At 53.9% G+C, this 22,990-nt stretch carries 17 protein-coding genes; 9 read left to right on the top strand and 8 right to left on the bottom strand.

Annotated features, from left to right (window positions below):
* Nucleotides 1–36: 36 nt before the first annotated feature.
* From ACGYLO_RS21540 to ACGYLO_RS21520, 5 genes are all read right to left on the bottom strand, one after another.
* The gene (locus tag ACGYLO_RS21540; RefSeq protein ID WP_394377371.1) at nt 37–1,374 is read right to left on the bottom strand and encodes an HlyD family type I secretion periplasmic adaptor subunit; all 1,338 of its coding nucleotides are present in this window, start codon (nt 1,372–1,374) and stop codon (nt 37–39) included.
* Nucleotides 1,371–3,383 carry a type I secretion system permease/ATPase gene (locus tag ACGYLO_RS21535; protein ID WP_394377370.1) on the bottom strand — a complete coding sequence of 671 codons (2,013 nt, stop codon included), beginning with the start codon at nt 3,381–3,383 and terminating at the stop codon, nt 1,371–1,373. Before ACGYLO_RS21535 ends, ACGYLO_RS21540 begins: the two co-directional genes overlap by 4 nt.
* Nucleotides 3,380–5,353, bottom strand: coding sequence for a hypothetical protein (locus ACGYLO_RS21530; RefSeq protein ID WP_394377369.1), 1,974 nt, complete (start codon nt 5,351–5,353; stop codon nt 3,380–3,382). The genes ACGYLO_RS21535 and ACGYLO_RS21530 overlap by 4 nt, the downstream gene beginning before the upstream one ends.
* An 88-nt stretch (nt 5,354–5,441) precedes the next feature.
* Nucleotides 5,442–6,485, bottom strand: a complete 1,044-nt coding sequence (locus tag ACGYLO_RS21525) for a hypothetical protein (protein WP_394377368.1) — start codon at nt 6,483–6,485, stop codon at nt 5,442–5,444.
* A 316-nt stretch (nt 6,486–6,801) separates the two neighbouring features.
* Nucleotides 6,802–7,491 (bottom strand): hypothetical protein, encoded by a 690-nt coding sequence (locus ACGYLO_RS21520; RefSeq protein WP_394377367.1) that lies wholly within the window; start codon nt 7,489–7,491, stop codon nt 6,802–6,804.
* 52 nt (nt 7,492–7,543) lie between these two features.
* Here ACGYLO_RS21520 and ACGYLO_RS21515 point away from each other — a divergent pair, with 52 nt between their 5' ends.
* The 3 genes from ACGYLO_RS21515 to ACGYLO_RS21505 all read left to right on the top strand — a co-directional run bounded on the left by ACGYLO_RS21515 (nt 7,544) and on the right by ACGYLO_RS21505 (nt 8,700).
* The gene (locus ACGYLO_RS21515) at nt 7,544–7,876 is read left to right on the top strand and encodes a hypothetical protein (RefSeq protein ID WP_394377366.1); all 333 of its coding nucleotides are present in this window, start codon (nt 7,544–7,546) and stop codon (nt 7,874–7,876) included.
* 261 nt (nt 7,877–8,137) lie between these two features.
* Nucleotides 8,138–8,422, top strand: a complete 285-nt coding sequence (locus ACGYLO_RS21510) for a CopG family ribbon-helix-helix protein (protein WP_394377365.1) — start codon at nt 8,138–8,140, stop codon at nt 8,420–8,422.
* Entirely contained in the window at nt 8,419–8,700 is a 282-nt protein-coding gene (locus ACGYLO_RS21505) for a type II toxin-antitoxin system RelE/ParE family toxin (protein ID WP_394377364.1), read from the top strand. The genes ACGYLO_RS21510 and ACGYLO_RS21505 overlap by 4 nt, the downstream gene beginning before the upstream one ends.
* 193 nt (nt 8,701–8,893) lie before the next feature.
* On the opposite strand, the gene ACGYLO_RS21500 is transcribed toward ACGYLO_RS21505, so the two are convergent.
* Nucleotides 8,894–9,934: a hypothetical protein gene (locus ACGYLO_RS21500; protein WP_394377363.1), complete on the bottom strand. Its 1,041-nt coding sequence runs from the start codon at nt 9,932–9,934 to the stop codon at nt 8,894–8,896.
* A 562-nt stretch (nt 9,935–10,496) separates the two neighbouring features.
* Nucleotides 10,497–10,955 carry a hypothetical protein gene (locus tag ACGYLO_RS21495; protein ID WP_394377362.1) on the bottom strand — a complete coding sequence of 153 codons (459 nt, stop codon included), beginning with the start codon at nt 10,953–10,955 and terminating at the stop codon, nt 10,497–10,499.
* 449 nt (nt 10,956–11,404) lie between these two features.
* Here ACGYLO_RS21495 and lptE point away from each other — a divergent pair, with 449 nt between their 5' ends.
* Nucleotides 11,405–11,878, top strand: a complete 474-nt coding sequence (gene lptE, locus ACGYLO_RS21490) for an LPS assembly lipoprotein LptE (RefSeq protein ID WP_394377361.1) — start codon at nt 11,405–11,407, stop codon at nt 11,876–11,878.
* A 326-nt stretch (nt 11,879–12,204) separates the two neighbouring features.
* On the top strand, nt 12,205–13,467 hold the full coding sequence (locus ACGYLO_RS21485) for a DUF874 domain-containing protein (protein WP_394377360.1): 1,263 nt from the start codon (nt 12,205–12,207) through the stop codon (nt 13,465–13,467).
* Nucleotides 13,468–13,887: 420 nt separating this feature from the next.
* Here ACGYLO_RS21485 and ACGYLO_RS21480 read toward each other — a convergent pair whose 3' ends face one another.
* A complete protein-coding gene (locus ACGYLO_RS21480) occupies nt 13,888–14,244 on the bottom strand; it encodes an H-NS family nucleoid-associated regulatory protein (protein ID WP_394377359.1) in 357 nt (118 codons plus the stop codon).
* Nucleotides 14,245–14,522: 278 nt separating this feature from the next.
* Between ACGYLO_RS21480 and ACGYLO_RS21475 the strand changes: the two genes are divergently transcribed.
* The 4 genes from ACGYLO_RS21475 (at nt 14,523) to ACGYLO_RS21460 (ending at nt 22,792) form a co-directional block, all read left to right on the top strand.
* Nucleotides 14,523–15,005, top strand: coding sequence for a DUF995 domain-containing protein (locus ACGYLO_RS21475; protein ID WP_394377358.1), 483 nt, complete (start codon nt 14,523–14,525; stop codon nt 15,003–15,005).
* Nucleotides 15,006–15,865: 860 nt separating this feature from the next.
* Nucleotides 15,866–19,141, top strand: a complete 3,276-nt coding sequence (locus ACGYLO_RS21470) for a glycosyltransferase (RefSeq protein ID WP_394377357.1) — start codon at nt 15,866–15,868, stop codon at nt 19,139–19,141.
* Nucleotides 19,138–21,648, top strand: a complete 2,511-nt coding sequence (locus ACGYLO_RS21465) for a DUF3131 domain-containing protein (protein ID WP_394377356.1) — start codon at nt 19,138–19,140, stop codon at nt 21,646–21,648. Before ACGYLO_RS21470 ends, ACGYLO_RS21465 begins: the two co-directional genes overlap by 4 nt.
* Nucleotides 21,649–21,946: 298 nt before the next feature.
* Entirely contained in the window at nt 21,947–22,792 is an 846-nt protein-coding gene (locus ACGYLO_RS21460) for a DUF4214 domain-containing protein (RefSeq protein WP_394377355.1), read from the top strand.
* Nucleotides 22,793–22,990 lie beyond the last annotated feature (198 nt).

Below are 22,990 nucleotides of genomic sequence, written 5' to 3'. Positions count from 1 at the left end.
ATGCCCAAGAATCTGCTCAAGCACCCCCCATACCCTTTAGTCCTCACGAAACGCCCGGGACATACTGTCTCGCAGAGGCTGAAGTAGATAATCGAAGAAGGTTCGATCGGCCGTGCGGATTTGGATCTCGACCGGCATACCAGGACGTGGCGTAAAGTCGCGTGCCCGCACCTCCTCGCCCGCATCAAGCGCCACGCGCACCAGATAGACATTGCCGTTTTGTCCCTGCCGAACACTGTTCCCGGGCAGCACGTCCGCTGAGACGTAATCTACATATCCCGATAGAACCGGTGTTGTGCGCTGGTTCAAAGCCGTCAGTCGGATGCTTGCCTTCTGCCCTCTTCGCACGACATCGATATCTTTAGGCTGCACGATCGTTTCGATCACCAGTTTCTCATTAAGGGGCACAATCTCGGCGATGACCTGGCCTGCGTCGATGACACCCCCGGGAGTGTACTGGTTCATCGTGACGACAATCCCGTCCACTGGCGAGACGATGTTCAAGCGGTTGAGAACGTCCCGCGCCTGGCGCATTTGTTCGTCGATATCGTCAATGCGACCGCGTACATTCTGCAGACTTTCCACCCCGAGGCGCACCATATCGGTCCGCACACTTTGGCTTGCAGACGTAATGCTTGCGATCCGCTCGACCGCTTCTGCGATCTCGGCTCTAACCCTTGCGCTTCTGGATGTATTAGCCGCTTGCGCGCGCTCCAGCGCTAGAACCGCGGGACGTGTGGTCAGACCGCGCTCGAACAGCTTTTGCTTGGCGCTCACCTCCTCCGAAAACATACCCGCTTGGAGTTCTAGCCCGTTCAGTTCCTCCTGCATCCCCTCCATACGTCGCTCAAGCGATATACGGTCGTGTGAAAGAGACCTTAAGTCTGCTTCCATTGCCGCGCGTCGCGCGTCAAATACCTCCCGCTGCTCGGCCAACGCCGCGCGGATATCTGCATTGTCAGAAGCCGCAAGTATCTGGTCAGGGTATTCTAGCGTTTCGCGCCCTTCTATTTCGGCCAAGAGGCGAGCTTCCATAGCCCCCAACCGAAGCCTTAATAAGTTCAATCGGGCCAGATCCGCCTTTGCTGCGGTCGAACTCAAGGTAAATAAAGTCTCTCCTTCGGACACTGCATCGCCTTCTTTGACATGAATTTTGTCGACGATCCCACCCTCGAAGTGCTGCACAGCCTTGTTTTGACCTGTTGTTACGAAGACCCCACTAGCGACCACCGCCCCCGCGATCGGTGCGGCCGCGGCCCACAAGCCAAAGCCTAAAACCCCGACGAGCATTACGCCGTAACCAAATAAAGTAGCCCCACGGCCACGACGGGGGACATCCGAATAGATGGCTTCTAAATCGGGTATGGCGGTCATTGGGTGTTCCCTTCCTGCAACGGCGGCTGTGCGACGGCGGTGGGGCGGGCGCTTCCGCGCAGCAATGGCAAGATCTCGGACTGCGGCCCCATCATCTTCACGCTTCCCTTTTCGAGTACGAGGATCTTGTCGACATTGCGCAAAAGGGAAGGACGCTGGGTGACCGCGATCACGGTGATCTCACGGTTCTTGGCTCGGGCAAGGGACGCTGCAAGCGCTTGCTCGCCTGCTGTGTCGAGGTTGGAGTTTGGCTCGTCGAGCACTACGAGCTTCGGGTCCCCAAAAAAGGCCCGGGCTAGCCCGATCCTTTGCTTTTGCCCACCCGAAAGCGGTGTGCCGTCCATCGACACGAAGGTTTCATAGCCACCAGGCAGCTGCGAGATCAGCCCATGCACATCAGCAATCTCAGCGGCATCAAAGATTGCCTCGTCCGTGGCGTCGCCACGCATCCGCGCAATATTGGCCTTTACGGTGCCAGGGAAAAGCTGCACGTCTTGGGGCAGATATCCAATAGAGGCTCCAAACTGGCGCATGTTCCAGTTGCGCAGATCCATTCGATCGAGACGGACGGCACCCGCGGTCGGCATCACCGACCCTACCAGCATTCGCGCCAACGTACTCTTACCTGCTCCAGATGACCCCACGATGGCCAAAGATTCACCGGGCTTAAGCTCAAAAGAGATGCCATTAAGGATCACTTTCTTTTGGGGGGGCGGTACATAGAGCACCCTCTCCACGGTCAACAGACCCGTGGGCCGCGGCAGCTCCAGCCTGGCAATATTAAGCGGGGAGTTTTGCAGCAGATAACGGATACGATCATAGGCAGAACGCGCTGATATGACGTTCTTCCAGCCCTCAATCGCACCCTCGATGGGCCCCAAGGCCCGCGCCCCGATGATCGACGCCGCAATGATCATGCCTGCGCTCAGCCCACCTTGTAGTGCAAGAAACGCGCCCCAGCCGAGAATGGTGATCTGTGTCAAAAGCCGCACAAACTTAGACACCCCGGCGGCAAATACGTTGCGATCCTGCGCCAGAATCTGAGCTTTAAGCGACGCCGCCGTTTCGCGCCCCCACAGCATCACGCCCTCGGGCGTCATACCCATCGCGTTAATAACTTGCGCGTTACGCGCGAGCGCATCAGCTTGAAGGTTCGCACGCGCGGCATGAACGTTGGCCTGCGCAAAGGGAACCGCCGTAAAGCGTTTTGTGAGCCACGCAATCAACCCAAGGATCATGGCTGTTCCTGTGACGATATAGCCAAAATGCGGATGAATGAGAAACAACGTTCCCAGATACAGTGGAGCAACGGGGAGATCGCACAGTGTCATCAGCGTAGGCCCTGTGACAAAACTGCGAATTTGCTGCAGATCGCCAAGTCGTTGAAACTCCATTGAGGAGCCGCCCTGCGATGCCCGCGCTGCAGCGGCTAGCACGGGCGCACCAAGGCGGCTTTCGACCTGCGCCGCCGTCCGCATCAGCACGATCCGGCGGGCGATATCAATGAGCGTATGAACGAACAACAATCCAACGATGATTGCCGTTAGCATCAATAACGTATCAAGGCTGCGGCTCGACAGGACGCGATCTGAAACTTGGAAAAGGTAAATCGGCACCGAGAGCAACAGCGCATTGGCCACAAAAGAGAAAATGACGACCGTAATGATATTGCTGCGAAACGCCGCTTGGGCCCTACCAAGTGCGGCACGGAAGTCTTCATCCGCCTGTTGTCGCTGAAGAGGGGCTTTTGCAGGCGATGCTGCAATTTCCGCTGCCGGCTGCGGGTCTTTGCTCGGTTTCTTCGGAGGAGCGGAACCAATGGCTTTGACATCTCGCACCCCGCTTGCGTCTTTGGCACCGGCGTTCGGACGAGGCTGAGCCTCTCTATCTTGAGGTAATATGCCCAACAGATCGGCCGCGCGCATATTGTCGATCATCCGCGCGACTTCGGGGCGCCGCAGTAGACCAGGTTCAAAAACAGGGTCAGGCGTATCATTGCGTTCTGTCATGCCATTATTCCACTCAACATATCGCCCTCTCCCTCCATCGGGGTAAATTGAAATTGGTCGTCCTCGTGCGGCTCAGTGGCGAGACTAGGGTCGAGAAAGGCGATCACTTCGCTTGCAAGCGTTTGCGCATCTACGACCCGCACATCTTGATCCTCGGCCAGGATATTGGTCTGGATCATCATCTCGTCGTCGTAATGTTCGCCCCCAACCATGGCGACATTACCTTGGCCGCGAAAATCGACGATCTGGGCGAGACTGGCGGCTACGTTGCCCCCGGTCGCGAGTGACATTTCCCCCACGCCGAACTGCAGCGCAGCATCGGCGTCATGCACTTCGTTGGTTTGAGAGATCGCGTTGACATCAAAGTAATCCCCTTCAACAAAAAGAACCCGAAGCGGCATGCCGCCCCCCGCTGGAACGGGCAAATCAGGCGGGTCTTCAAGCGTTCCCTCCCGTCCTTCGAGTATGTCGAGAAAATCCTCGGCACCTTCCGTAACAGGTGTGAAAATATCGCTACCGAAGCGCTGGATCAGCGCTTCGTTCCACAACATGTTGCTCCCGCCGAGGGTCGCGGCAGTTCCGTCTGCGCCACTGCCAATGACACGCATCACGTCATCATCGAACACGACATTGTATTGAAAAATCATATTGGCGCGGAGCATGTCCCCACCCACGAAGATCGCGTCGTAGTAGTCGCGCAAGACCACAATATCAGAAGAGGCGACGCTTTCGTTGTTGCCCAACACGAAGCGCTGAAAACCTGTCACCGCATGCTGTACTGATAAATCTCCATCGCGGATCTCATTGTGTTGGATCAGCATGTTGAAATCGACAAGGTCCCCTTCGACCACATCCACATGCCAGCGCGGCGCGAGGGGTGCTGAACTTGGCAGGCCGGCGGCAATCATCGAAGGGTCGCTTTGAAAGTGCGCTAAGTTGGTCAGTAAGTTCGTATCAGCTTCTAAAGGCGCCACAGGTCCTGCAAAATGCGCCTCATCAAGATCCGATAACCGATTGGTCTGCCAGATCACCGATAGATCATGCACATCTCCCATCACAACAAGCGTGCCGCCCGCCTCGTTCACGTCTCGGATCGAAGCCGAGGCCAAGGCAAGATTGCCGCCCAGTTCGGCTTCCATTCCCGGTCTTTCGAGCCCGTTGCGCCCTTCAGTCTTGGGATCGGACACCTCTGCGTTTGCATCAACCGCTTCAGGGTCAGCGCCCAACTCTGGATCGGCCAGACGGTCGCGGTCGGTGAACTCAGGACGTTCGGGGGGCGTCTCGGTCAATACGCCGTCGACCCAGATACCTTCACCTTCAACTGCCAGTGGTGTGAGCCAGCTCTCTTCTCCTGCAGCTTCCGATTGCGCGTTCAGCACAACCTGAAGCGCTTCGGGGAAATCCTCAGGATTTGCGACCTTATCGCGCAAGTTTATAAGATCCGCAGGAGCCTCAAGCAGCTCCGCGCTTTCCAAAAAAGCAGCAAGACGGCTGTCGGCATTGGCCCAACCAGGACGCCCGGCCTCAGAATGTTGGAGAACCGTATCGCCATCCTCAAGAGTGTTTGTCTGACTGACATGAACCAATTGCGAACCAAGAAAGAAATATTCAATGGTAATATCGTAGTCCGGCACTCCGAATGTCTGAGCCGGTAAGCCGTTAAAATGCGGGGGCGGGAGAGAGCCTTTATCAGCACCATTCCAAAACGGCATCGCCCCCCCGGGCGTAAAAACCGCATTGGGGACTAGAGACGGCGCGGCATCGGGCCCGGGGAGGCGAGGGGCAGATCCGGCAATGCGGACCATGGGGGTAGGGTCAGGGGATTGGGGTAAGGTTTCCAGAGGGATAGAAGAGAACTCGAAACTATGCTCGGGGGCCTCTCCTTCCAAAAATGGCTTAATACTTTCTTCATTCTTGAGAAGTCGCAGATAGCCCGCGAAACGCTCAATATGCTCGCCGACATCATCCATCTGTATCGCGTCCTTAATGAAAGGCCCTCACGAGGTAGAAAATGAACCGGCGGGAGCCGAGGCGCCCGCCGGAACGACTGTTTTAGGGTTAGGCTGCGTCGTCCGCATCTCCGGTATCCGAAGAGTTGCCTCCGACCACGGATGTCTCAGCCAGGTTGTACTGGATGTTGGCACCCAGGGTGAGGTTCTGAGTGAACGCTTCTTGGGTGAGCGATGCATCCGCCGAGGTGGTGGAGTTGATGCCCATCCCATCATGACCTGCGCCACCCAAAGCGTTTCCGGCGTTGAAGTTGCCCATAGTCGAAGTGCCGCCAGTCGCGGTTGCGGTCTGATAGAAGCCACCTGCCGCTGCACCACCTTGGCCGCCATCAGCTGGGATCTCACACCAACCAGCGGCGTCTCCGGCACCACCGTCACCTCCGGAACCACCCGGGCTGCCGCCATTATAGGTGACATTGGGGTTGTTCACGGTGTCATTGTCGATCATGTCGTTCGCTTGATCGAGTGAAAACGCCATGTCGTTGCCAGCACCGTTGAGCGCATCAGCCAGCATGCTGTCGATGTCAAAACCGCCCACATCGTCAAAGTCGATAAGGTCATTATCGGCGTCATCATCCCGAAACGAGTCATGGATGCCCACGTCGATATCCATGTTTCCGACATCATCATTGTTCGTGCTGTTGTCGTTGTCGCGATTGTCACCGGCACCGTTCAGCACATCGCTGACGTTGATATCATCATCGCTGCTGTTGTTGCGGTGATCACCAGCGCCGTTGAGCACATCGCTGACGTTGATATCATCGTCGCTGCTGTTGTTGCGGTTGTCGCCAGCACCGTTGAGAACGTTATCGACGTTGATGTCATCGTCGCTTTCATTGTCACGGTTGTCGCCATCATTATCCGATTGGTCGACGTCGGAACTCACCGCGTTGGCTTGGTTGTCGCCGTTGTTGGTCTGATCGGCGTCAATTGTATCGTCATCGCTGCCGAAATCTTCGGGCAGGTTAACATCGACATCAGCAGTGGCCGTACCACCATCGCCGCCATCCCCCCCTGTTGCAAGTGCTCCCGCGCCCGCAACGGCAATTGCACCAGCAGCTGCGTTGCTTTCAGAACTATTACCATATGTCATTAGTTTCACTCCGTTATCGGAGACGGCATTCGCGTGGCCTCACAGCGACTATCTCATCTGCGACAGACCTTGCTCTCCGTTTCCCTGTCGCCGCAGTAAGCTTGCCGACCCCTTCATGAGGACGCGCCCCGCGGTAGGGAAAGCATGCCTTACATCTGCACAATCTACCGACACGCCAATTCGGATCTCACCCCAGTTCAAAAGGATTAATCCCTAGATCGTGTCTTGTTGCTTCATACCAGTTACGATTTACGGACAGGGAAACCCCTAAAAAGAGGGGCGCATATGCCTAAAAATATCCATACATAACAAATCATTATTTTGCATTGTTCATGTGTCTCTCTAGCCGGGGCAGCAGAGCCCATAGCCGCTGGTTGATGTGACCCAGCTCTTCGATCACCTCTGCAATCTTAACTTTTCGAGCTGCATCTACTGGACGGACCCGGCCGAAGCTCAATATTTTGCGATTTTGTTCGACGCGCATTGAGCGCGTAGAGACAGGGCGCCCCGCAGCATCGAACTCATAAGAGGCGTGTTGCAAATCGTTACGCACCCGACCGCATTTTTCTAACGCGTTAAGAACATCCGCCACTTCGCCGCGGAGATCCTGATCCGAGACATGCGCGCGCGTCAATCGTGATACCAAATCGGAACGCGCACGTGCTGTATTTAGCGTGCCATATACCAACGCCGCAGACAGGTCGTCGGTACGTAGCAGCACCATCATTAGGTAGATCAGGACACTTTCGTTGTTCGACCAAGCCAAGCTGAGTGCGCCTACTAAGGTCATAAGGTGCTCGCGCTCTGCCGCGCCAACTCCCGCGCCAGCATTCATCTCGGTAAAATCAGGCGGTTGCGGAAGATCCCCTTTGGGCATGCAGTGTCCTATCGGTGAGAGTTCAACAAGTATGCTACAATGATTTTGCCAAGGCACGGAATAAGAGTCGCGGGAAGGAGGCATCTTGCTGATAGGCGCGATAAATGCTGCCGCCGCGCGCAGGCGCATCACGCGACTTTTTAGACCCCATGCCGAACGCACGGCTTGGGCCGGAGGGCCCATGAGAGAAGCAGACTGGTCAACATCGCGCAGTATTGGCTTTCTGACAGGTGCAATCAACAGAACCGTGGCACAAGACAATCTCGATGAGGAAGGGCTCTTCTCTGTTCAACTCGGGGTCTGGGAAGACCTGACAAGCTGTGCTGCTGATCTGTTCGCAACCCGACTGTATTTGCTGTCGTCGGAAGGGGATAGGGACATGCTTGAGGGATATGCGGCAGGAACGTGTTTTGCAAACGCACTGTTATTGGACCAAGAAGACGTTGCTCACGCGACATGGGACGCGAATGTAACGTGTATTTCACCCACGAATGGCCAAGGACTTCTTGGATAGCTTGAAGCCACAAAGCTGGCCTCTTTCATATAAGCAAAGTGCTACTGGAATGTTTTCCAGTCTGCCCGCGAGGTGGTGAACAACATCCATCGAGCAAGGTGAACCAGTCTCGGTACACGACAATCAAAGAGCGCCTACATCGCGCCTCGACGAAAGGTCTTCACGTGCCGAAAACATCTTCGAGCGCGTCTCTCCTCGCATCTTGCGTCCTGACCGGCATCGTATTACATTCCACTACAGGGCCGACGAAAGGACTTACCCTTGAGCACCTCACCTTACTCAATTCGCCTCGACGACGCGCTAAGGCAATCGCTAGAGCGCGAGGCGGAGATCGAAGATCGACCGCCCACTCAGCTTGCGGTGCGCGCCATTCGCGCGATGCTAGAAGCTAAGGCTTTAAAGCGCGCAGCCATTGAGGCCGCTCTGGAGCAGGCCAATGAGGGGACGTTCATTTCGGCTGAGGCGATGAACGACTGGATCGATTCTTGGGACACTGAGGATGAGGCTTCCACTCCGAAAGCGGATATAACGCCCAACAGCGCATGAGGATCGTATTCCTCGAAGATACCGCGCAGGACATCCAATGGTTCCGCTACTACTACCGTTCCGTTTTCCCTGAAGGTAGCGCAAAGGCCCGCACTCACTTGAAAGCCATCCAGCTGACACTGGCGGCCAATCCTTATGCCGGTCACCCAAGCGATGTGCGAGAGAGCGTGCGTGAACTGTCGATCCCTCGGACACCGTTCACGCTCATTTACCGCGTGGCACCAACCCAAATCGAGATCCTGCGCCTCTGGGACACCAGACAAAACATTGGTTATTGACGCAGTAAAAGCGGCGAAAATTGAGCGCCGCTTTCAGCATTTGCCGTTTGGGGCTGGCCCCGGGGGGGCCTCTTTCCCGCTATATCCGTCATGACGACGTCAAAAGACACTCACCCGTAACACACCGAAAGACCTTCACGACTAGGATGCTCCGGCGGGAGCTGAGGCGCCCGCCGGAACGATTGTTTTGGGGTTAGGCTGCGTCGTCCGCATCTCCGGTATCCGAAGAGTTGCCTCCGACCACGGATGTCTCAGCCAGGTTGTACTGGATGTTGGCACCCAGTGTGAGGTTCTGGGTGAACGCTTCTTGGGTCAGCGATGCATCCGCCGAGGTGGTGGAATTGAGGTTCATTGCATCGTGACCTGCGCCGCCCGAAGCACCTCCGGCGTTGAAGTTGCCCATCTCAGACGAGCCGCCAGTCCCGGTTGCTGTCTGGTAGAAGCCGCCCGCTGCGGACCCTCCCATACCACCGTCGGCAGGAGTTCCCAAGAAACCGGCAGCTTCTCCTGCACCGCCTTCACCACCGTCGCCGCCCGGCTCGCCACCATTATAAGTGACATTCGGGTTGTTCACAGTGTCATTGTCGATCATGTCGTTCGCTTGGTCGAGCGAGAAGGACATGTCGTTGCCAGCGCCATTGAGCGCATCAGCCAACATGCTGTCGATCTCAAATTCGCCCACGTTGTCGAAATCGATGAGATCATCGTCCATGTCATCATCGCGGAACGAGTCCTTAATCTCGACCCCGACATCTAGGTTCCCAACATCATCGTTGTTCGTGCTGTTATCGTTGTCGCGGTTGTCACCGGTACCGTTCAGCACATCGCTGACGTTGATATCATCGTCACTTTCATTGTCACGGTGGTCACCCGCACCGTTGAGCACATCGCTGACGTTGATATCATCATCGCTATCGTTGTCGCGATTGTTACCGGCACCGTTCAGCACATTATCGACGTTGATATCATCGTCACTGCTGTTGTCGCGGTTGCTGCCATCGTCATCGGACTGGTCAACGTCAGAGCTCACCGCATTGGCTTGGTTGTCGCCGTTGTTGGTCTGATCAGCGTCGATTGTGTCGTCATCGCTGCCGAAATCTTCGGGCAGGTTAACATCGACATCAGCAGTGGCAGCACCACCATCGCCGCCATCACCCCCTGTTGCGAGTGCTCCAGCACCAGCGGCAGCGAGCGCACCAGCGGTGGCGTTGCTCTCAGAATCACTATTGAACATTGTTTATACTCCTTCAATCGGAGACGGCATGCGCGGGGCCTCACAGCGACTATCTTATCTGCGACAGACCTTGCTCTCCGTTTCCCTGTCGCCGCAGTAAGCTTGTCGCCCCCTTCATGAGGTCGCGCCCTGCGGTAGAGAAAGCTTGCCTTATATCCGCGCAATCTACCGACACGCCAATTCGGATCTCACCCCGGTTCAAAGGGATTAATCCTTGAGGGAAGGGGGAGAAATTTTCACCCACCAATCCCCGAAAAAAAGGCGGACAATACCGCAATGCCCTGATGAGACATAGGTTCTCTAAGTGAATCGCCAGCAAGTCGAGCCCGGACACCATAAGTCCACGGCTGAAGGTCGACCTATCATTTTGTCTGGGCAACCGGAACGGGGCACCTGCGAGCGGTTGGCAACGGTGGATGGGATGAAAAATCTAAACAGTGCTTGCTCTGCAAATATTCTGGCATGACGAATTAGAAATTCGTCATGCCGCGCAGCGCGCGAATGGAAAGCGTATTTCGCTTTCCAACCACACAAACTTCGGAGCTAAGAAAACCAACATTGACTACGTACGTAGATTGCCCACCCAGTCAAAGGCGGTATGCCACAACGCTGAAACGGCCACAGTAACCTGCTCTAGGCCATCCTGCAGCCCTGGGGTATGATCGGCGATGAGGATGCCACTCCCAAAGGCGGCCAGTACCAAGAGACTAAACAGCAGCTTACCAGATGCATGCTTTGGCATGGTAGAGGTGCTTTGGGTCAGTTGATCTTCAACCCTTTGAAGGACGTCCGCCATACGCGCAACTTCTCCCGCATTCGATCCCTCGACGATCCTTCCCTCCAGCGTTGCCATACGGCGTCGCAAATCTTCGAATGCTTCCATAAGTATTCGCGCAGGGCTGGGCTCTCCCGCATTGTTGGTTGAAGCGGCAGCTTTTTTGGAAACTGTCTCCACCGCCGGCCGCTTGGGTTGAGCGGGAGGCGCTGTGACAGAAGTATCGTGAATGACCTGAGCTTGCATTGGAGCCTCCACAAATGCTTTAGACCAAGAGCAGAACGTCGTTCGGCTACCAAGCCAAGACGCCAACCCCTTATGTTCTAAGGTGCCTGCAAGGACCCCTCTGCGGCAACCGATACTATCGGGCTACTCCGTATAGGTAGGATCACCAACTCAACGATCCTGACATCGCAGGCCTCAAGGCAGATGCACGAGGACTCCCCATTGATGTGCGTGCGAACTTGCCGGAAAGTGAGGTGTGTCGTTGCTTCCATAGCCTGCCTAAAACCGGAGACCTGCAGGCAGGCGCAAATCGATGGCCCAGCAAGAAGGGCGCGCCCCAGTTTGCTCAGGCACCCTGCTTAAGAATTTGCTGGTCAGGGACGGCTTAGCTATGCTTAAAAATAGGTGGAGCGCCATAGATTTTAGCGTGAAGACCGCCCTTCAAAGCTTTGTAACAAAAGGAATAAAATGTGCGAGCACTGCGAGCCGGGAAACTTTTTGCGATATTCGTCATAATGGTCGGCCTTGCAGCCTGCGGTTTCACACCTGTTTACGGCACTGGATCTGAAGCGGGACGAATCCTGACCGACATTCACGTGACCGCCCCTAACAATCGTGAAGAATACCTATTGGTCCGAAATCTCGAAGAACAACTCGGCCGAAACTCCGATGCACAACATGTTCTTAGATACAATATATCCTTATCACAGCAAGGTTTAGGCCTTACTGGGGCGAACCGAGCTCATGTAATGGGTAGTGTAAGCTACCAGTTGGTCTCTCAAGGAAACGGCCAAGTGATTGCATCTGGTTTGGTAGATTCGTTCACAGCATTCTATGTCAAAGACCAACTCAGCGTGGCTGCTCAAAGTGATGCAATCGAGCGTTTGATGAAAATCCTTGCCGACAAGCTCATCACAGATCTGTCGCTTAAAATACCCATGTGAACTGTAAGGCGTGCCCCTCCCAATGCGAAAAAGGGGGGGAGGCGATCTGAACAGAGCCGATACGCGAGAGGACGTTGATACTCTTCTGATCAGGGAAAGCTTTCAAAAGCGCATATCCCCGTTGCTGATGAAGCTCTTCAAAGGCAGACGACAAGTGATCTCCCCAACGTCACAATGAGCAACCTCAGCCGCGAGCTAATCACGCCTAACATACGCTCCTACTCACAAATCTAATGCCTTATTCTCGCCTCGTTGTTTTGGTCTAGGCGAGAAAAGCCTGTCCCGAGTCAGGGTGCGGGTAATTGGGGCTAGCGAGAAAGAGACAGATGAGACCGATCTACACTTTTGATGACTTCATCGACATGCTGGGCCGCCGTACGGGGGTGATCATTACGGTCATTTTACTAGGCTTTGTCGCATCAACCTTTTGGGCCCTGTCAAGGCCGCTTGTCTATCAGTCTAGTGCAACGATCCAGATCAAACTGCCCAAAATCGACGACAATCTAGTGCAGTCGACCGTTGGGGGCTCATCGGGGCAACGTTTGCAGTTGATCGAACAGCAGTTGCTGGCGCGAACAAACCTCATCGACCTCATCGGAAAATATGACCTTTATGCCGATCTTACAGCTCTACCCATGACTGAAAAGGTCGAGCTTTTGCGCAGCTCGGTGACAATATTGTGGGTCCCGGCCCCCGAAGGAGGCGATAGAGACGGCCCTCAGTTTTCGGCTATAACCTTCACCGCTATGATGGAGGACCCGGGCGACGCACAAGCCATGGCAAATGAGTTTGCCGAGCGCACCCAAGAACTTGCTGCTGCACAGCGCCGTGAACAGGCCCGTGAGGCTGTGAAATTCTTTCAACTCCAAGAAGAGGGCCTGATCCGCAAGATCGCCGCGCTTGAGAACGAGCGCGTTAATTTTCGAACTGCGCATGACCTCTCGCTCGAAGGTAGTCGTAGCTTCCGTCAGCGGGAAATTGGCAGCCTAAACGAAGCGATCCTTGAGCTGGACCGTGAAATCATTGCCGCCCAACTGGCCCGCGACCGTGTTAACCCCAACGCCCGCGCCGCTACTGTTGCCCGCGAACAGGCTGAATTGGCAGCAGCCCTGAACAGCCTGACGACGCAACGCAATGTGCTGCAGGATCAACGCGACGCCCTGAGCGCAAGCTTGCAAACCACGCCTGAAGTTGACCGAGAAATGACCCAATTCGAGCGTCGCTTAGACCAGTTACAAACCCAACTGCAGTTGATTGGCGCCCGGCGCAATGCGGCAGAGGTCGGCTTTTCGCTCGAAACCGATGGGGGTAGCGAGAGATTGATCACCCTAGAAGCCGCTGAACTGCCGGAGTTTCCGATTTCATCCAGCCGGGGGCAACATCTTGTCATCGGTGGAATAGCGAGTGTGGTTCTGGCGCTTATCATAGCCTATTTAATGGAGTTGCGTCGACCAGTCCTACGCTCCGCTGAGCAAATGGTGCGGGAAACAGGGCTGATGCCCGTCGTTTCGATCCCCGACCTTAGCCCTCCTGAAAAACACCCGCTCTTGAGCAAGGTCTGGGGGAAGCGCTCAAAACACCACAGTTGACAGCGGGCGCGCTAGACCATTTCCTCCCGAGAAATGGCCCTATTATAAAGAGCTTTCTCAACGAGCCGTAGCTTTCCAGCTGCAGCCAAATAGGCCTTCACCGCACCCGAGGAGGGGATCAGAGATGTCACGAAGGCGAGGCAGGCATCGAAAGCCTTACGTAGTAGATAGCTTGGGGCGAGACTACTTGAAGTATGAAGCCATAGCCTGCTTCTAAGCAGAGCAAACATAGTCCGTTCGCTCCCACTTCACGTCACCTTGTCCCCTATCATGTACCTTTAGTTTTTTTTGTCTTCAATCCATGCGGCAGGCGAATAGATTGAAGACAAAGAAGTTTAACCGCTTAATGCCTTGTCAGATGAGTACCTAGGACTTCAGCATCAGGAAATGCGCCGCAGCGGTGCATTATCCCAAGGCATGTCAGTTTGTGATGCGCATCGTGTCAGGCGCAGTCCCCTGAGCAACTTGAGCGCGGTACCAATTGGGTTGGCGCCCTTTTCCGGTCCATGTTTGGGTCTTGTCTTCCGGATTTGCAAAAACGGGCTTCGAAGGGTTTTTCGGTGCCTTTTTCCTCGCTTTTGCCTTCTTAGGCTGAGAGCTGGTAGCCTCCGAAATCTCGTCGAGTGAGAAGCCGTATTCTGCAACGACCTTAGCAGCTGCTTTCTTTGCTTCTCGTTGATCCCGCGCCTTTACTGCCGTCAAAGCCTTTTGCACGTTGACTAAGAGCTTTTCTAAATCCTTACGCGACATCGATTTTAGATCGTCTTTCGTAAACATAGCTGTTTCCCGTTATTTGGTCAGATCAGATGGGTGATCAATGCGGTGACTTAGGCTATATATTTAATGATAATCAAGATCTCTACATGATATCGTCATGTGCAAATACAGCCAATCGCAAGGTTGCTAAATAACTAAGCATCACGACACTCTGGGAAATATTGAGATACATAGCAAAGCGCGCTATCGGGAGGCTTTGGCTGAATAAATGTTGACTTGAGGCAGGAAGCCGCCGACCATATTCTTCCAAATCTCGCCTGCTTCAGGAGTATACCGCTATGTTTCGCCGGAAAACGTGGATCGTTCGAGTTTTTTTTGCAGTACTTCCCGTCAGTGCGATAGCAGAGCCTTTACCAAATGGCGCCAAGACCCCCACAGCTGCGCAGGTTATGTCCGCCTATATAGGAAAAACTGCAATCTGGGATGAAGGTTGCGAAGGTGGCATTTACTTTGGCCCCAACAATCAAGCCCGAGCCTGGTGTGCTCAAGAGAGTGAAAGCTTAGGGGCGGGAGAGTGGACTGTAGATGCCTATGGGCGCATGTGCCATGATCTGACATGGTATTGGCCGAACAATGGCCGTGCAGGAAGCTCACCCGGCGAGGCAAGCTGCATTCAGCACGTGGCTGATCGCTTTGGCCGCATTTGGCGCAGCTACCCAGGGCAAACGGAATGGTGGCCGGTCAAAGGCGATGCGACCTTAGTTCGCGGCTATACTTATAGAGAGCAGATCATGACCACCAAAAAAAAGTTGGGGATATAATCTCTATAATAATCTGAAGTTCCTTTGCCATTGCAAGTTTAGAACCTCCTCGGCGAGTGCTTATCGCACAAGAAAAGCGGCCTGCTTCAAGCTTGCCCGAAGCAGCAGGCCGACGTCTCCTTGAGGGGTTGTTCAATGCTCTATCTGCACTCAACTTGTACAGATAGAATACTCAAAGCGGATAAATGAATGGCTACAGCCGAAGCTGTAGCCACTACTGGGGTAGTCATGTGCTGCTGTAGGGAACACGACTGACTTTAGGCTGCGCCCTTGAAAGAAGCTTGTCAACGATTCTCGAAAACCCGAATCATCATTGTGCAGCCCTTTTATCACCAGTACCGCCACCATCCTGGTTATAGTCTTTTTTACCGAAACAATCGCACAACCTATAATTGCAAATCGGGTCGGAAATGTGCAATTAGGTGACTTACTGTCGCCTTATTTTATACTGCTCTTTGTATAGATTTGTGGCTACCCAACGTGCTTGGATCATCGCCAAGCTCAGCCTGCCAATGAGATTTTAGGGACCGTCTTCCTTGGGGAGAACCTCGCTGCTGAAGGGCTTTGGGTCTTTTCCCTTCAAGCGGTTGTTGAGACTCATTGAAAGGCTCCAGTCGGTTTTTCGCCTCAGAATTTCTATGCGAATTAATGATGCGAAGGCGTGCATGCGCGTTATGGAGCGACGTAAAGAAACAACTAAGCAGGTTACTTGCCAGCCGCGTGGGTATCATGAACCCCGGGCCAGTCGAGGCTTGTCTGATCGTGTCTTTTTGGACCCCAGTCGCAGACGAAGGTCCCGCGTTCTGCTTTCAGCAAGCACTATTGCGACGGGCGTGGTCATTTGGCTCATGCTTTTTGCCATGACCGTAGGCTCCAATGGGGGACTGGAAGCGGCACTTCCTGAACCTATTAGCGCCTTGAAAAGGCACACTATTGAATCTGACTCACAATCGTTCCACCTAGATGAAAGGGAGCAAGACCCGAACCTCGCGGCAATCGACCTACACGCCCAGCAAGAAGCTCTCAAATACCCGTGCTTGGCACAGATGGAGGAAGGAAACCGGCTTTCTGCGCCCGGTCAAACACAAAAGGTCTATGCCGTTGTGCCCGCAGACCTTCCTTGGGCAACGAAGTCTCTCACGGAGAGCTGCGATACCCTACATGTAGTACTGCCAACATGGTTTCATATCAACGCAACGCAGGACAGCGCTGAAGTCTTAGGTGTAAGCGCAGAAACCCGTGATCCGTTGTGGAATTATGCTGCTCAAAACCAAAACTTGCAGATCATGCCCATCGTTCAAATCGACACGACAGCATCACAGCTTTACAACGATGAGGGTGGCTCTGAGAAAGTGGCGGGGGCATTGATTGACTTCTTTGAGCGCTCCCGTGGAGAAAAAAAGGTTCAGGGTTTCTGTCTCGATGCGAGCCCTCTCGCGTCAGTAAGTGCCAATGTCTTCGCGGCGCTAGGCCGCCAGATGACAACCGCTTTGGCCGAACAAAACCTGACCTCTTGTGTAAAGCTTCCAAGCAACGCCTCCAAAAGGCTGCTAATCACCGCAAACCGGTTTTTTGATACCGTAATCGTCAATGGCTATCGCGAGTACTGGATTGGCTCCGCTCCACAGCCGCTCGCAGATAAGCGTTGGTTCAAAGCACATATAGCGGCACTTCAAGAGCATATTTCCCCTGCCAAACTTGTTATCGAGCTTGGCACGCATGCGGTGGATTGGGTCTCCAGACAGCCACGGCCAGAGATGCAGCCTTTTGCCAAGACAATGTCTGCAGTGGCAAGAAGAGAAGGCATGGTGGAGTTTGCCCCATCAGCAGAAAACACCCGAGCCAGCTATATCGACGCTAAAGGCTTACAGCATCGGCTTTGGATGCTTGATGCGGCCTCAATACACAATCAAATTCTGGCATTGCAACAGCAAGGCGTGGCGGCGTTCGGCCTCAGTGGACTAGGCTACGAAGACCCCGGAATTTGGGCTGTTATTGACCACAAGACGCGCGGTGCCGATTTGCCGCGCGCAAGTCTTCGGAATGTCGTCCTATCCAGCTATGTTGACCTTCTGGGCCGCGGGCCATTCGTGGCCCCGGCCTCAATGCCTCAGATAGGCAAGCGGAGTATAGAAGTCGCAGCTGACACAGGTGGAATTTTAGCCGTTACTTACGAACAAATACCCCAAGCAGGTGCCGTGCAACTCTATGGGGCAGGGGGGGCCAATAAGGTGGTTCTGACCTTTGACGATGGTCCACATCCTCAGCATACCCCAGCCACTTTGGACATTTTGCGCGATACTCAAACGCCGGGGTCCTTCTTCGTTTTAGGAAACAATGCGATCACGTCACCGGACTTGGTCAAACGCATCCTCTCAGAAGGTCATGAGCTGGGCTCTCACACCTACTCCCACCCAAACATGGCAGAAGTGTCCGCTTCTCGCGCGAAGGTAGAAATCAATTCCACACAATTGTTGATCAACGGTATAACTGGCCGCAACATGCGGCTCTATCGAGAACCCTATATGCGCAGCGGGGGACCGATAACCTCAAAAGAAATCGCCTCTCTCATGCCTTTGGAAAAAGCGGGATATATCATTGCGGGGATGGATGTCGTTCCCCGTGACTGGCTCTCTCAAACCGCAGACGAGCTTGCCACGGAAATCATCCGTCAAGTAGAGATGAACGCAGGAGGTGTCGTTCTACTCCATGACGGGGGCGGAGATCAGAGCCAGACCGTCGCGGCTCTTCCGCGGGTAATTTCGGAACTGCGCGGAAAAGGCTATACTTTTACCACTCTGGGCGACCTTCTGGGCGCGTCGTCGGACATGCTCATGCCTGAAGGTGACCACATGACGTCAACTTTCGGCAATATGTCCTTCCTCGCTGTAGGCAATAGCTGGTCATTCCTCAAAATTACCTTCTGGACTGTCTTTGCGATTGGGGTTTTCCGATCATCCAGCCTTCTAGTTCTCGCTATGAAGCGCAAGCGTCATATCCCTGCAGCAGCGAGGCACACGCCTTCCGTCACGATCGTCATCCCTGCATACAATGAAGGCCCAGTAATTGAGAAATGTATCCGGCAAGCCCTATACTCGGAGTATGATGACTTCGACATTATCGTAGTCGACGACGGGTCGACCGATGAGACCTACGAAAAAGCGATCAGCTTTGCCTATCACCCACTGGTGACAGTCCTAAAGCAGCCCAACCGTGGCAAAGCAGCTGCACTTAATGCAGCTCTTGATGAAACCCAAAGTGACGTTCTGATCTGCATTGATGCAGATTCCCAAATCGCTCCCGATGCTGTCAGCATCCTCGCGGCGCAATTTAATGACCCCAATATCGGAGCCGTCGCCGGTCGGGTCGTCGTTGGCAACCGCAGCAACATACTTACACGCTTACAGGCATTGGAATACATCACGGCTCAAGCCATTGAGCGCCGCGCGAAAGAATACCTTAATGCCATTACAGTGGTACCCGGTGCTATTGGCGCATGGCGCACAACCGCACTGATGGAAGCTGGTATTTTTTCGACTGAGACGATGACGGAAGATGCGGATATGACGATGGCGATGCTGCGGTCAGGCTATCAGGTCGTATATGAGGATCGAGCCGTCGCTACGACCGAAGCCCCCATGTCTCTGCAGGCGCTGATGACTCAACGCCTGCGTTGGTCTCTGGGCATGATGCAGGCCAGCTGGAAGCATTTAGGGGCAGTAGGAGAGCGCAGGAACTTAGGTCTTATAGCGCTCCCAGATTTGGCGATTTTCGGCTACCTAATGCCGCTCTTCGCCCCTTTGGCAGATCTGTTCCTCGCAATCCTTTGTATAGAGTTTTTCATGGGGTTTGGTACGGAAAGCCAAGGTTATATGGAACTCCTGATCAACCCCTTGCTGGTGGCTTACTTAGCTCTCCCAGCCCTGGAAATCCTAACTGCTGTCATCGCTTTCCGTTTTGACGCGAAAGAAGATAAACGCTTGCTACTCTTGCTCCCCCTGCAGCGTATTTACTACCGCCAGATCTTATATATCTGTGTGATACGGGCGATCTGGCGGGCTGCAACCGGGTCTTTGGCTTCTTGGGGGCGCATGACACGCGTAGGCTATAAGTTTGATCAGGCGAAGCTGACGTGATCGCACGCCGGAGCTTCTTGAAATGGGGCACTGCCAGCCCCCTTATTCTGTCCCAACTCATAGGGGGCGCCGCAGCTGGCGCCACAGCTCAAAATACTCTTGTTGTCCTGGATGGTTTGGCGCCGAGCTTCGATCACGTCCGAACAGCGATTGTTCTGGATGCATTCGCGCGCAAAGGTCTGCCGGTAACATGTGTGGTCGACCCAGAGCTTCATGAGGAAGCATCCACTGCCCTAAAGACGCGCCTTAAGCGATTTCCAGGCCTGATCCAAGTTGTACCACTCGTCAAAGAGCTTGGAAGTATGACCCCATATTTTCAAGCGCGCGCGGCTTATGAAGCGCAACGCGCTTTAAAGAACGCTTTGTGGAAAGATGAAGACGCGCCTTTTGTAGTCAGCAATCAGACAATTGCTTGTGACATGCGCGATAGACCACTGGCCCCATCAGGTGTTCGCGCCGCAGGAATCCGGAATGTCTTGATGCGGCCCCATACAAGCTCTCCTGTAAGGCCCGAGGCTTGGGAAGATGGTGTGGTCAGAATGTTGGGAGGCCAAAGAATAGAGCTGTTGCCGGCTCATAAACCGTACAGCCTTCCCCAGCATCAGGCCGTGGAGCGTGTGTACTATCTGTCTGCGCAAGCCTTCTCGAGGCTCCCCTTGGCAAGCCTCGAGGCCGCGGCAACAGCGTTCGCCTTGCAGGTACTTAATCAGCCGGGAGACCATTGGGTAAGTCCGATCCTTGCCTCGGATATCCAGTTTCGCGACGCCTATTCCTATAAGAGAAATCTAGGACTTCATTTTGTTCTGAAGCCAAAGGCAACCGCTCAGGACCGCGACGCCGTCATGGCGTTCCAACAAGAACTGGCCACTGATGGAAAGCTATCCAGCTTTGGGATTGATACAACCTTAGACCCCACTTCAGGCTACTGGATCAACTTAAGAGAAGATCATTCATCGAGTGGTCCTGTAGAGCTTTTAAGGCATTCTCAACAGACACGGGCTAGCCCTTCTCGCTCTATCCTCAACGTGGTCTATGGAGTTGGCGCAAGACTTGTGACAGGGGCTGAAGCAGGACTGACCCCGCAAAACATCTTAAGCTTGCCGGCCTTACCCATTCGAGAAGCCACTGCTTTAAGCGGGCCCTTAACAACAGCGCTCGGCACAAGGGATTGTGTCCTCGTGATTTCTGCTGAGCTTGTGCAACAGAAAGCCCATCGAGCATTGCTCAAAAATGCACTCCGCACGATCGAAGATGATGGCATTTCGCGTTTTGTTGCGCTTCCCGACTACGTCAGAAAACTTGTCCCCACCGGGCCTTACATCACCCATTACCGCAGAACCGAGGCCTTTAAACCACAAATGTCAAAGCCCTCGGCACCTCAGAGTGAAGAGGCGCGCGCGCAGTTATTGGCAGATGCCAAAGTAGCTTGGTCTTATTTTGAAGAATGGACCAATCCTAAGACTGGCCTTTGCCCCGCTACAGTGAACTTCGCCTCCGGCCACCAAAGACTCCATGAAAGCGTAACAATGTGGGATGTAGGAAGCCATATTTTCGCATTAATGGCGGCGGCAGATCTGGAACTGATCTCGCCAGAGAAGTTTCAAAGCTCCATAGGACGCATTTTGCCCAACCTCGCCGGAAGGCGCTCGCAGGGCCGGCTTCTACCGCAGGGTTGGATCGCTACAAATAAATTCAAATGGGGAAACCGGAATTTTGACGGATGCGATGCGGGCCGGCTTTTGTCCGCTTTATACAACCTCGACACCCATCCTCTCGTGAAGGACCGCGCAGCTCCAACTGTAGCCACTTGGGATTTAAGAGACATTGTGAAAGATGGCATCGTATACTCGGTCGAAGATGGTCAGTTGGAAACCACCTTTAGATCACATTGTGCGCATTATGCCGCATGGGCGTTCCGAACTTGGGGCATTGAGGTAGCCTCCCCTTACGAAGTCTGCCATGGGCGAAGCCTTCCGGATGGGCAGATGGCCTTGCTTGAAGTTTGTGGCCACATTGGCCCCCTCGGGGCGGAGCCTCTCTTGATGGAAGCGCTAGAGTTCGGAATGTCACCTGAATCCGCCTATCTTGCCGATGTGCTGTTTGCAGCTCAAGCCGAAGAGTACGTGGAAACCGGTCAACTGGTTTCTGTTTCAGAGACGCCAATCAACAGCCCCCCTTGGTTTTTATACCAAGGTTTGCAATTTGATGCTTCGGGAAGAGTTTGGGCTACCGACACCGTAGCCAGTTTAGAGGCGCATCGCACTCAGGCTTTCCGAGATCGCCATCTCTCCATCAGTTCAAAATCCGCCTATTTATGGGCGTCTTATAAAGACCATCCGCTCTGCGGCAGATTGCTCTCTTTAGTGCGAGACAAAGCCCAAACCCCCTATGGCTTCGCCCCCAGCATCAATAAAAAAACAGGGGATGCCAGCAGAACCTATAGTGACATTAACACAAACGCAGTCATCCTTCAGGCCATCGCTGCTATGTTGAAGATCGAAGCCTAACGTACTGTGAAGGCTGGGGCACATAGTGGCTTGTATGATCCCACGACGACTTTTTGCCTGTTGTGTAAGTTGGTTATTCCAGCCCTGCAGCACCTTTGATCGCAAGACTTTGCGTGTCACAACCCAACCACCTGAAACCCGATACATACTCGGCCACCGCTGCAAAGCAGCGCTGCTACATTTTTGACATTTTTATAGCCAGATATTCTTCTTCGCATTATTATTTTTGAGATAGCGATTCCTCAGCAAGGGAAGCGCCGGTAATCGCTTGAAAATATTACTTTTTGGGAGATTTTGAATGGAAGAGTTAACGGTCGGCGATATCCGCCCCTTGCTGACATTGATTGCGGACAACCCCTTGCTCAACGACTCTGAAGGGCTTGCTTCACAGTTGCGCAGCATCATAACCAGCTTGGGCGTGCCCATTACAGCAGAGCTCGATGCAGCTCTATCTGCGATTGAAGCGAACCCAATTCTTATTTCTGCTGGTGTTGAAGAACTGCGCAGCGCCATCGCAGATCTACCAGATTCTGCACTAATCAGTGAGATCGAAGGACTAAGCTCGGGAGACCCAATCAGTCCTGAAATTACGCAAGATGCAAATGGAAATGATATCCAATCCTTCCAGCTGCCTTTCAGCGGCACGACGATATCAATCGAGGCCGATGAGGTTACAGTAACCATTCCAGGGGAAGAGCCTCAAAAACTTGTTGGCCTTGACCGCCTCGAATTTATCGATGGAACCTTGTTCCTAGACGTAGAGGACGGGGCAGGGTTAGTGAAAACCGCCTATGAAGCCCTTCTAGGGAATGCACAGCCAGATGCGGAAGGCTTTGACTTCTGGCTGAACCTCTACGAAGGCGGCACGATCAACACCTTCGCGTTGACAAATGCTTTCACCCAAACCGAAGCTTTCTCTCAACAATACGAAGCGGTTCTGAGTGACTCTGAGAGCCTGATCCGTAGCATATACCAGAACTTGTTTGATCGTGAGGCGGATGATGCAGGGTTAAACTTCTGGAAGGAGTACCTCGATCTAAACGGCATCGCCGATTCTGTAGATGAGGCCTTAGCATATATGATGCAATCTGATGAGTTTGCCCAACTGGTAGGCACTACCTATTCTGACGGCGTCTTTGTTTAATTAATCTAAGGAGTGGCCGATCACACCACGGCCGCTCCTAAACCCATCCGATATTCAGCTCACGCTCATGAGAAGCGCTGCACTGCCTGAGAAAATGGAGGCCCTCCAAGAATGGAGGCGTTCCTTAGGAGGGAAGCTAAAGTGACATTGTGGGCTGGCAAATTTAAACTCTATTGCAATCAAATAGTCCGACACATT

Source organism: Sulfitobacter sp. 1A13353, assembly GCF_043557255.1.
Classification (GTDB): Bacteria; Pseudomonadota; Alphaproteobacteria; order Rhodobacterales; family Rhodobacteraceae; genus Sulfitobacter; species Sulfitobacter faviae.
This window is presented reverse-complemented; position numbering and strand designations above follow the sequence as displayed.

What these genes read in the sequence shown, in the direction of transcription:
- ACGYLO_RS21540 (WP_394377371.1), bottom strand. Translation starts at nt 1,374, where the DNA reads ATGACCGCCATACCCGATTTAGAAGCCATCTATTCGGATGTCCCCCGT.
- ACGYLO_RS21535 (WP_394377370.1), bottom strand. Translation starts at nt 3,383, where the DNA reads ATGACAGAACGCAATGATACGCCTGACCCTGTTTTTGAACCTGGTCTA.
- ACGYLO_RS21530 (WP_394377369.1), bottom strand. Translation starts at nt 5,353, where the DNA reads ATGGATGATGTCGGCGAGCATATTGAGCGTTTCGCGGGCTATCTGCGA.
- ACGYLO_RS21525 (WP_394377368.1), bottom strand. Translation starts at nt 6,485, where the DNA reads ATGACATATGGTAATAGTTCTGAAAGCAACGCAGCTGCTGGTGCAATT.
- ACGYLO_RS21520 (WP_394377367.1), bottom strand. Translation starts at nt 7,491, where the DNA reads ATGCGCCTGCGCGCGGCGGCAGCATTTATCGCGCCTATCAGCAAGATG.
- ACGYLO_RS21515 (WP_394377366.1), top strand. Translation starts at nt 7,544, where the DNA reads ATGAGAGAAGCAGACTGGTCAACATCGCGCAGTATTGGCTTTCTGACA.
- ACGYLO_RS21505 (WP_394377364.1), top strand. Translation starts at nt 8,419, where the DNA reads ATGAGGATCGTATTCCTCGAAGATACCGCGCAGGACATCCAATGGTTC.
- ACGYLO_RS21500 (WP_394377363.1), bottom strand. Translation starts at nt 9,934, where the DNA reads ATGTTCAATAGTGATTCTGAGAGCAACGCCACCGCTGGTGCGCTCGCT.
- ACGYLO_RS21495 (WP_394377362.1), bottom strand. Translation starts at nt 10,955, where the DNA reads ATGCAAGCTCAGGTCATTCACGATACTTCTGTCACAGCGCCTCCCGCT.
- ACGYLO_RS21485 (WP_394377360.1), top strand. Translation starts at nt 12,205, where the DNA reads ATGAGACCGATCTACACTTTTGATGACTTCATCGACATGCTGGGCCGC.
- ACGYLO_RS21480 (WP_394377359.1), bottom strand. Translation starts at nt 14,244, where the DNA reads ATGTTTACGAAAGACGATCTAAAATCGATGTCGCGTAAGGATTTAGAA.
- ACGYLO_RS21475 (WP_394377358.1), top strand. Translation starts at nt 14,523, where the DNA reads ATGTTTCGCCGGAAAACGTGGATCGTTCGAGTTTTTTTTGCAGTACTT.
- ACGYLO_RS21470 (WP_394377357.1), top strand. Translation starts at nt 15,866, where the DNA reads ATGACCGTAGGCTCCAATGGGGGACTGGAAGCGGCACTTCCTGAACCT.
- ACGYLO_RS21460 (WP_394377355.1), top strand. Translation starts at nt 21,947, where the DNA reads ATGGAAGAGTTAACGGTCGGCGATATCCGCCCCTTGCTGACATTGATT.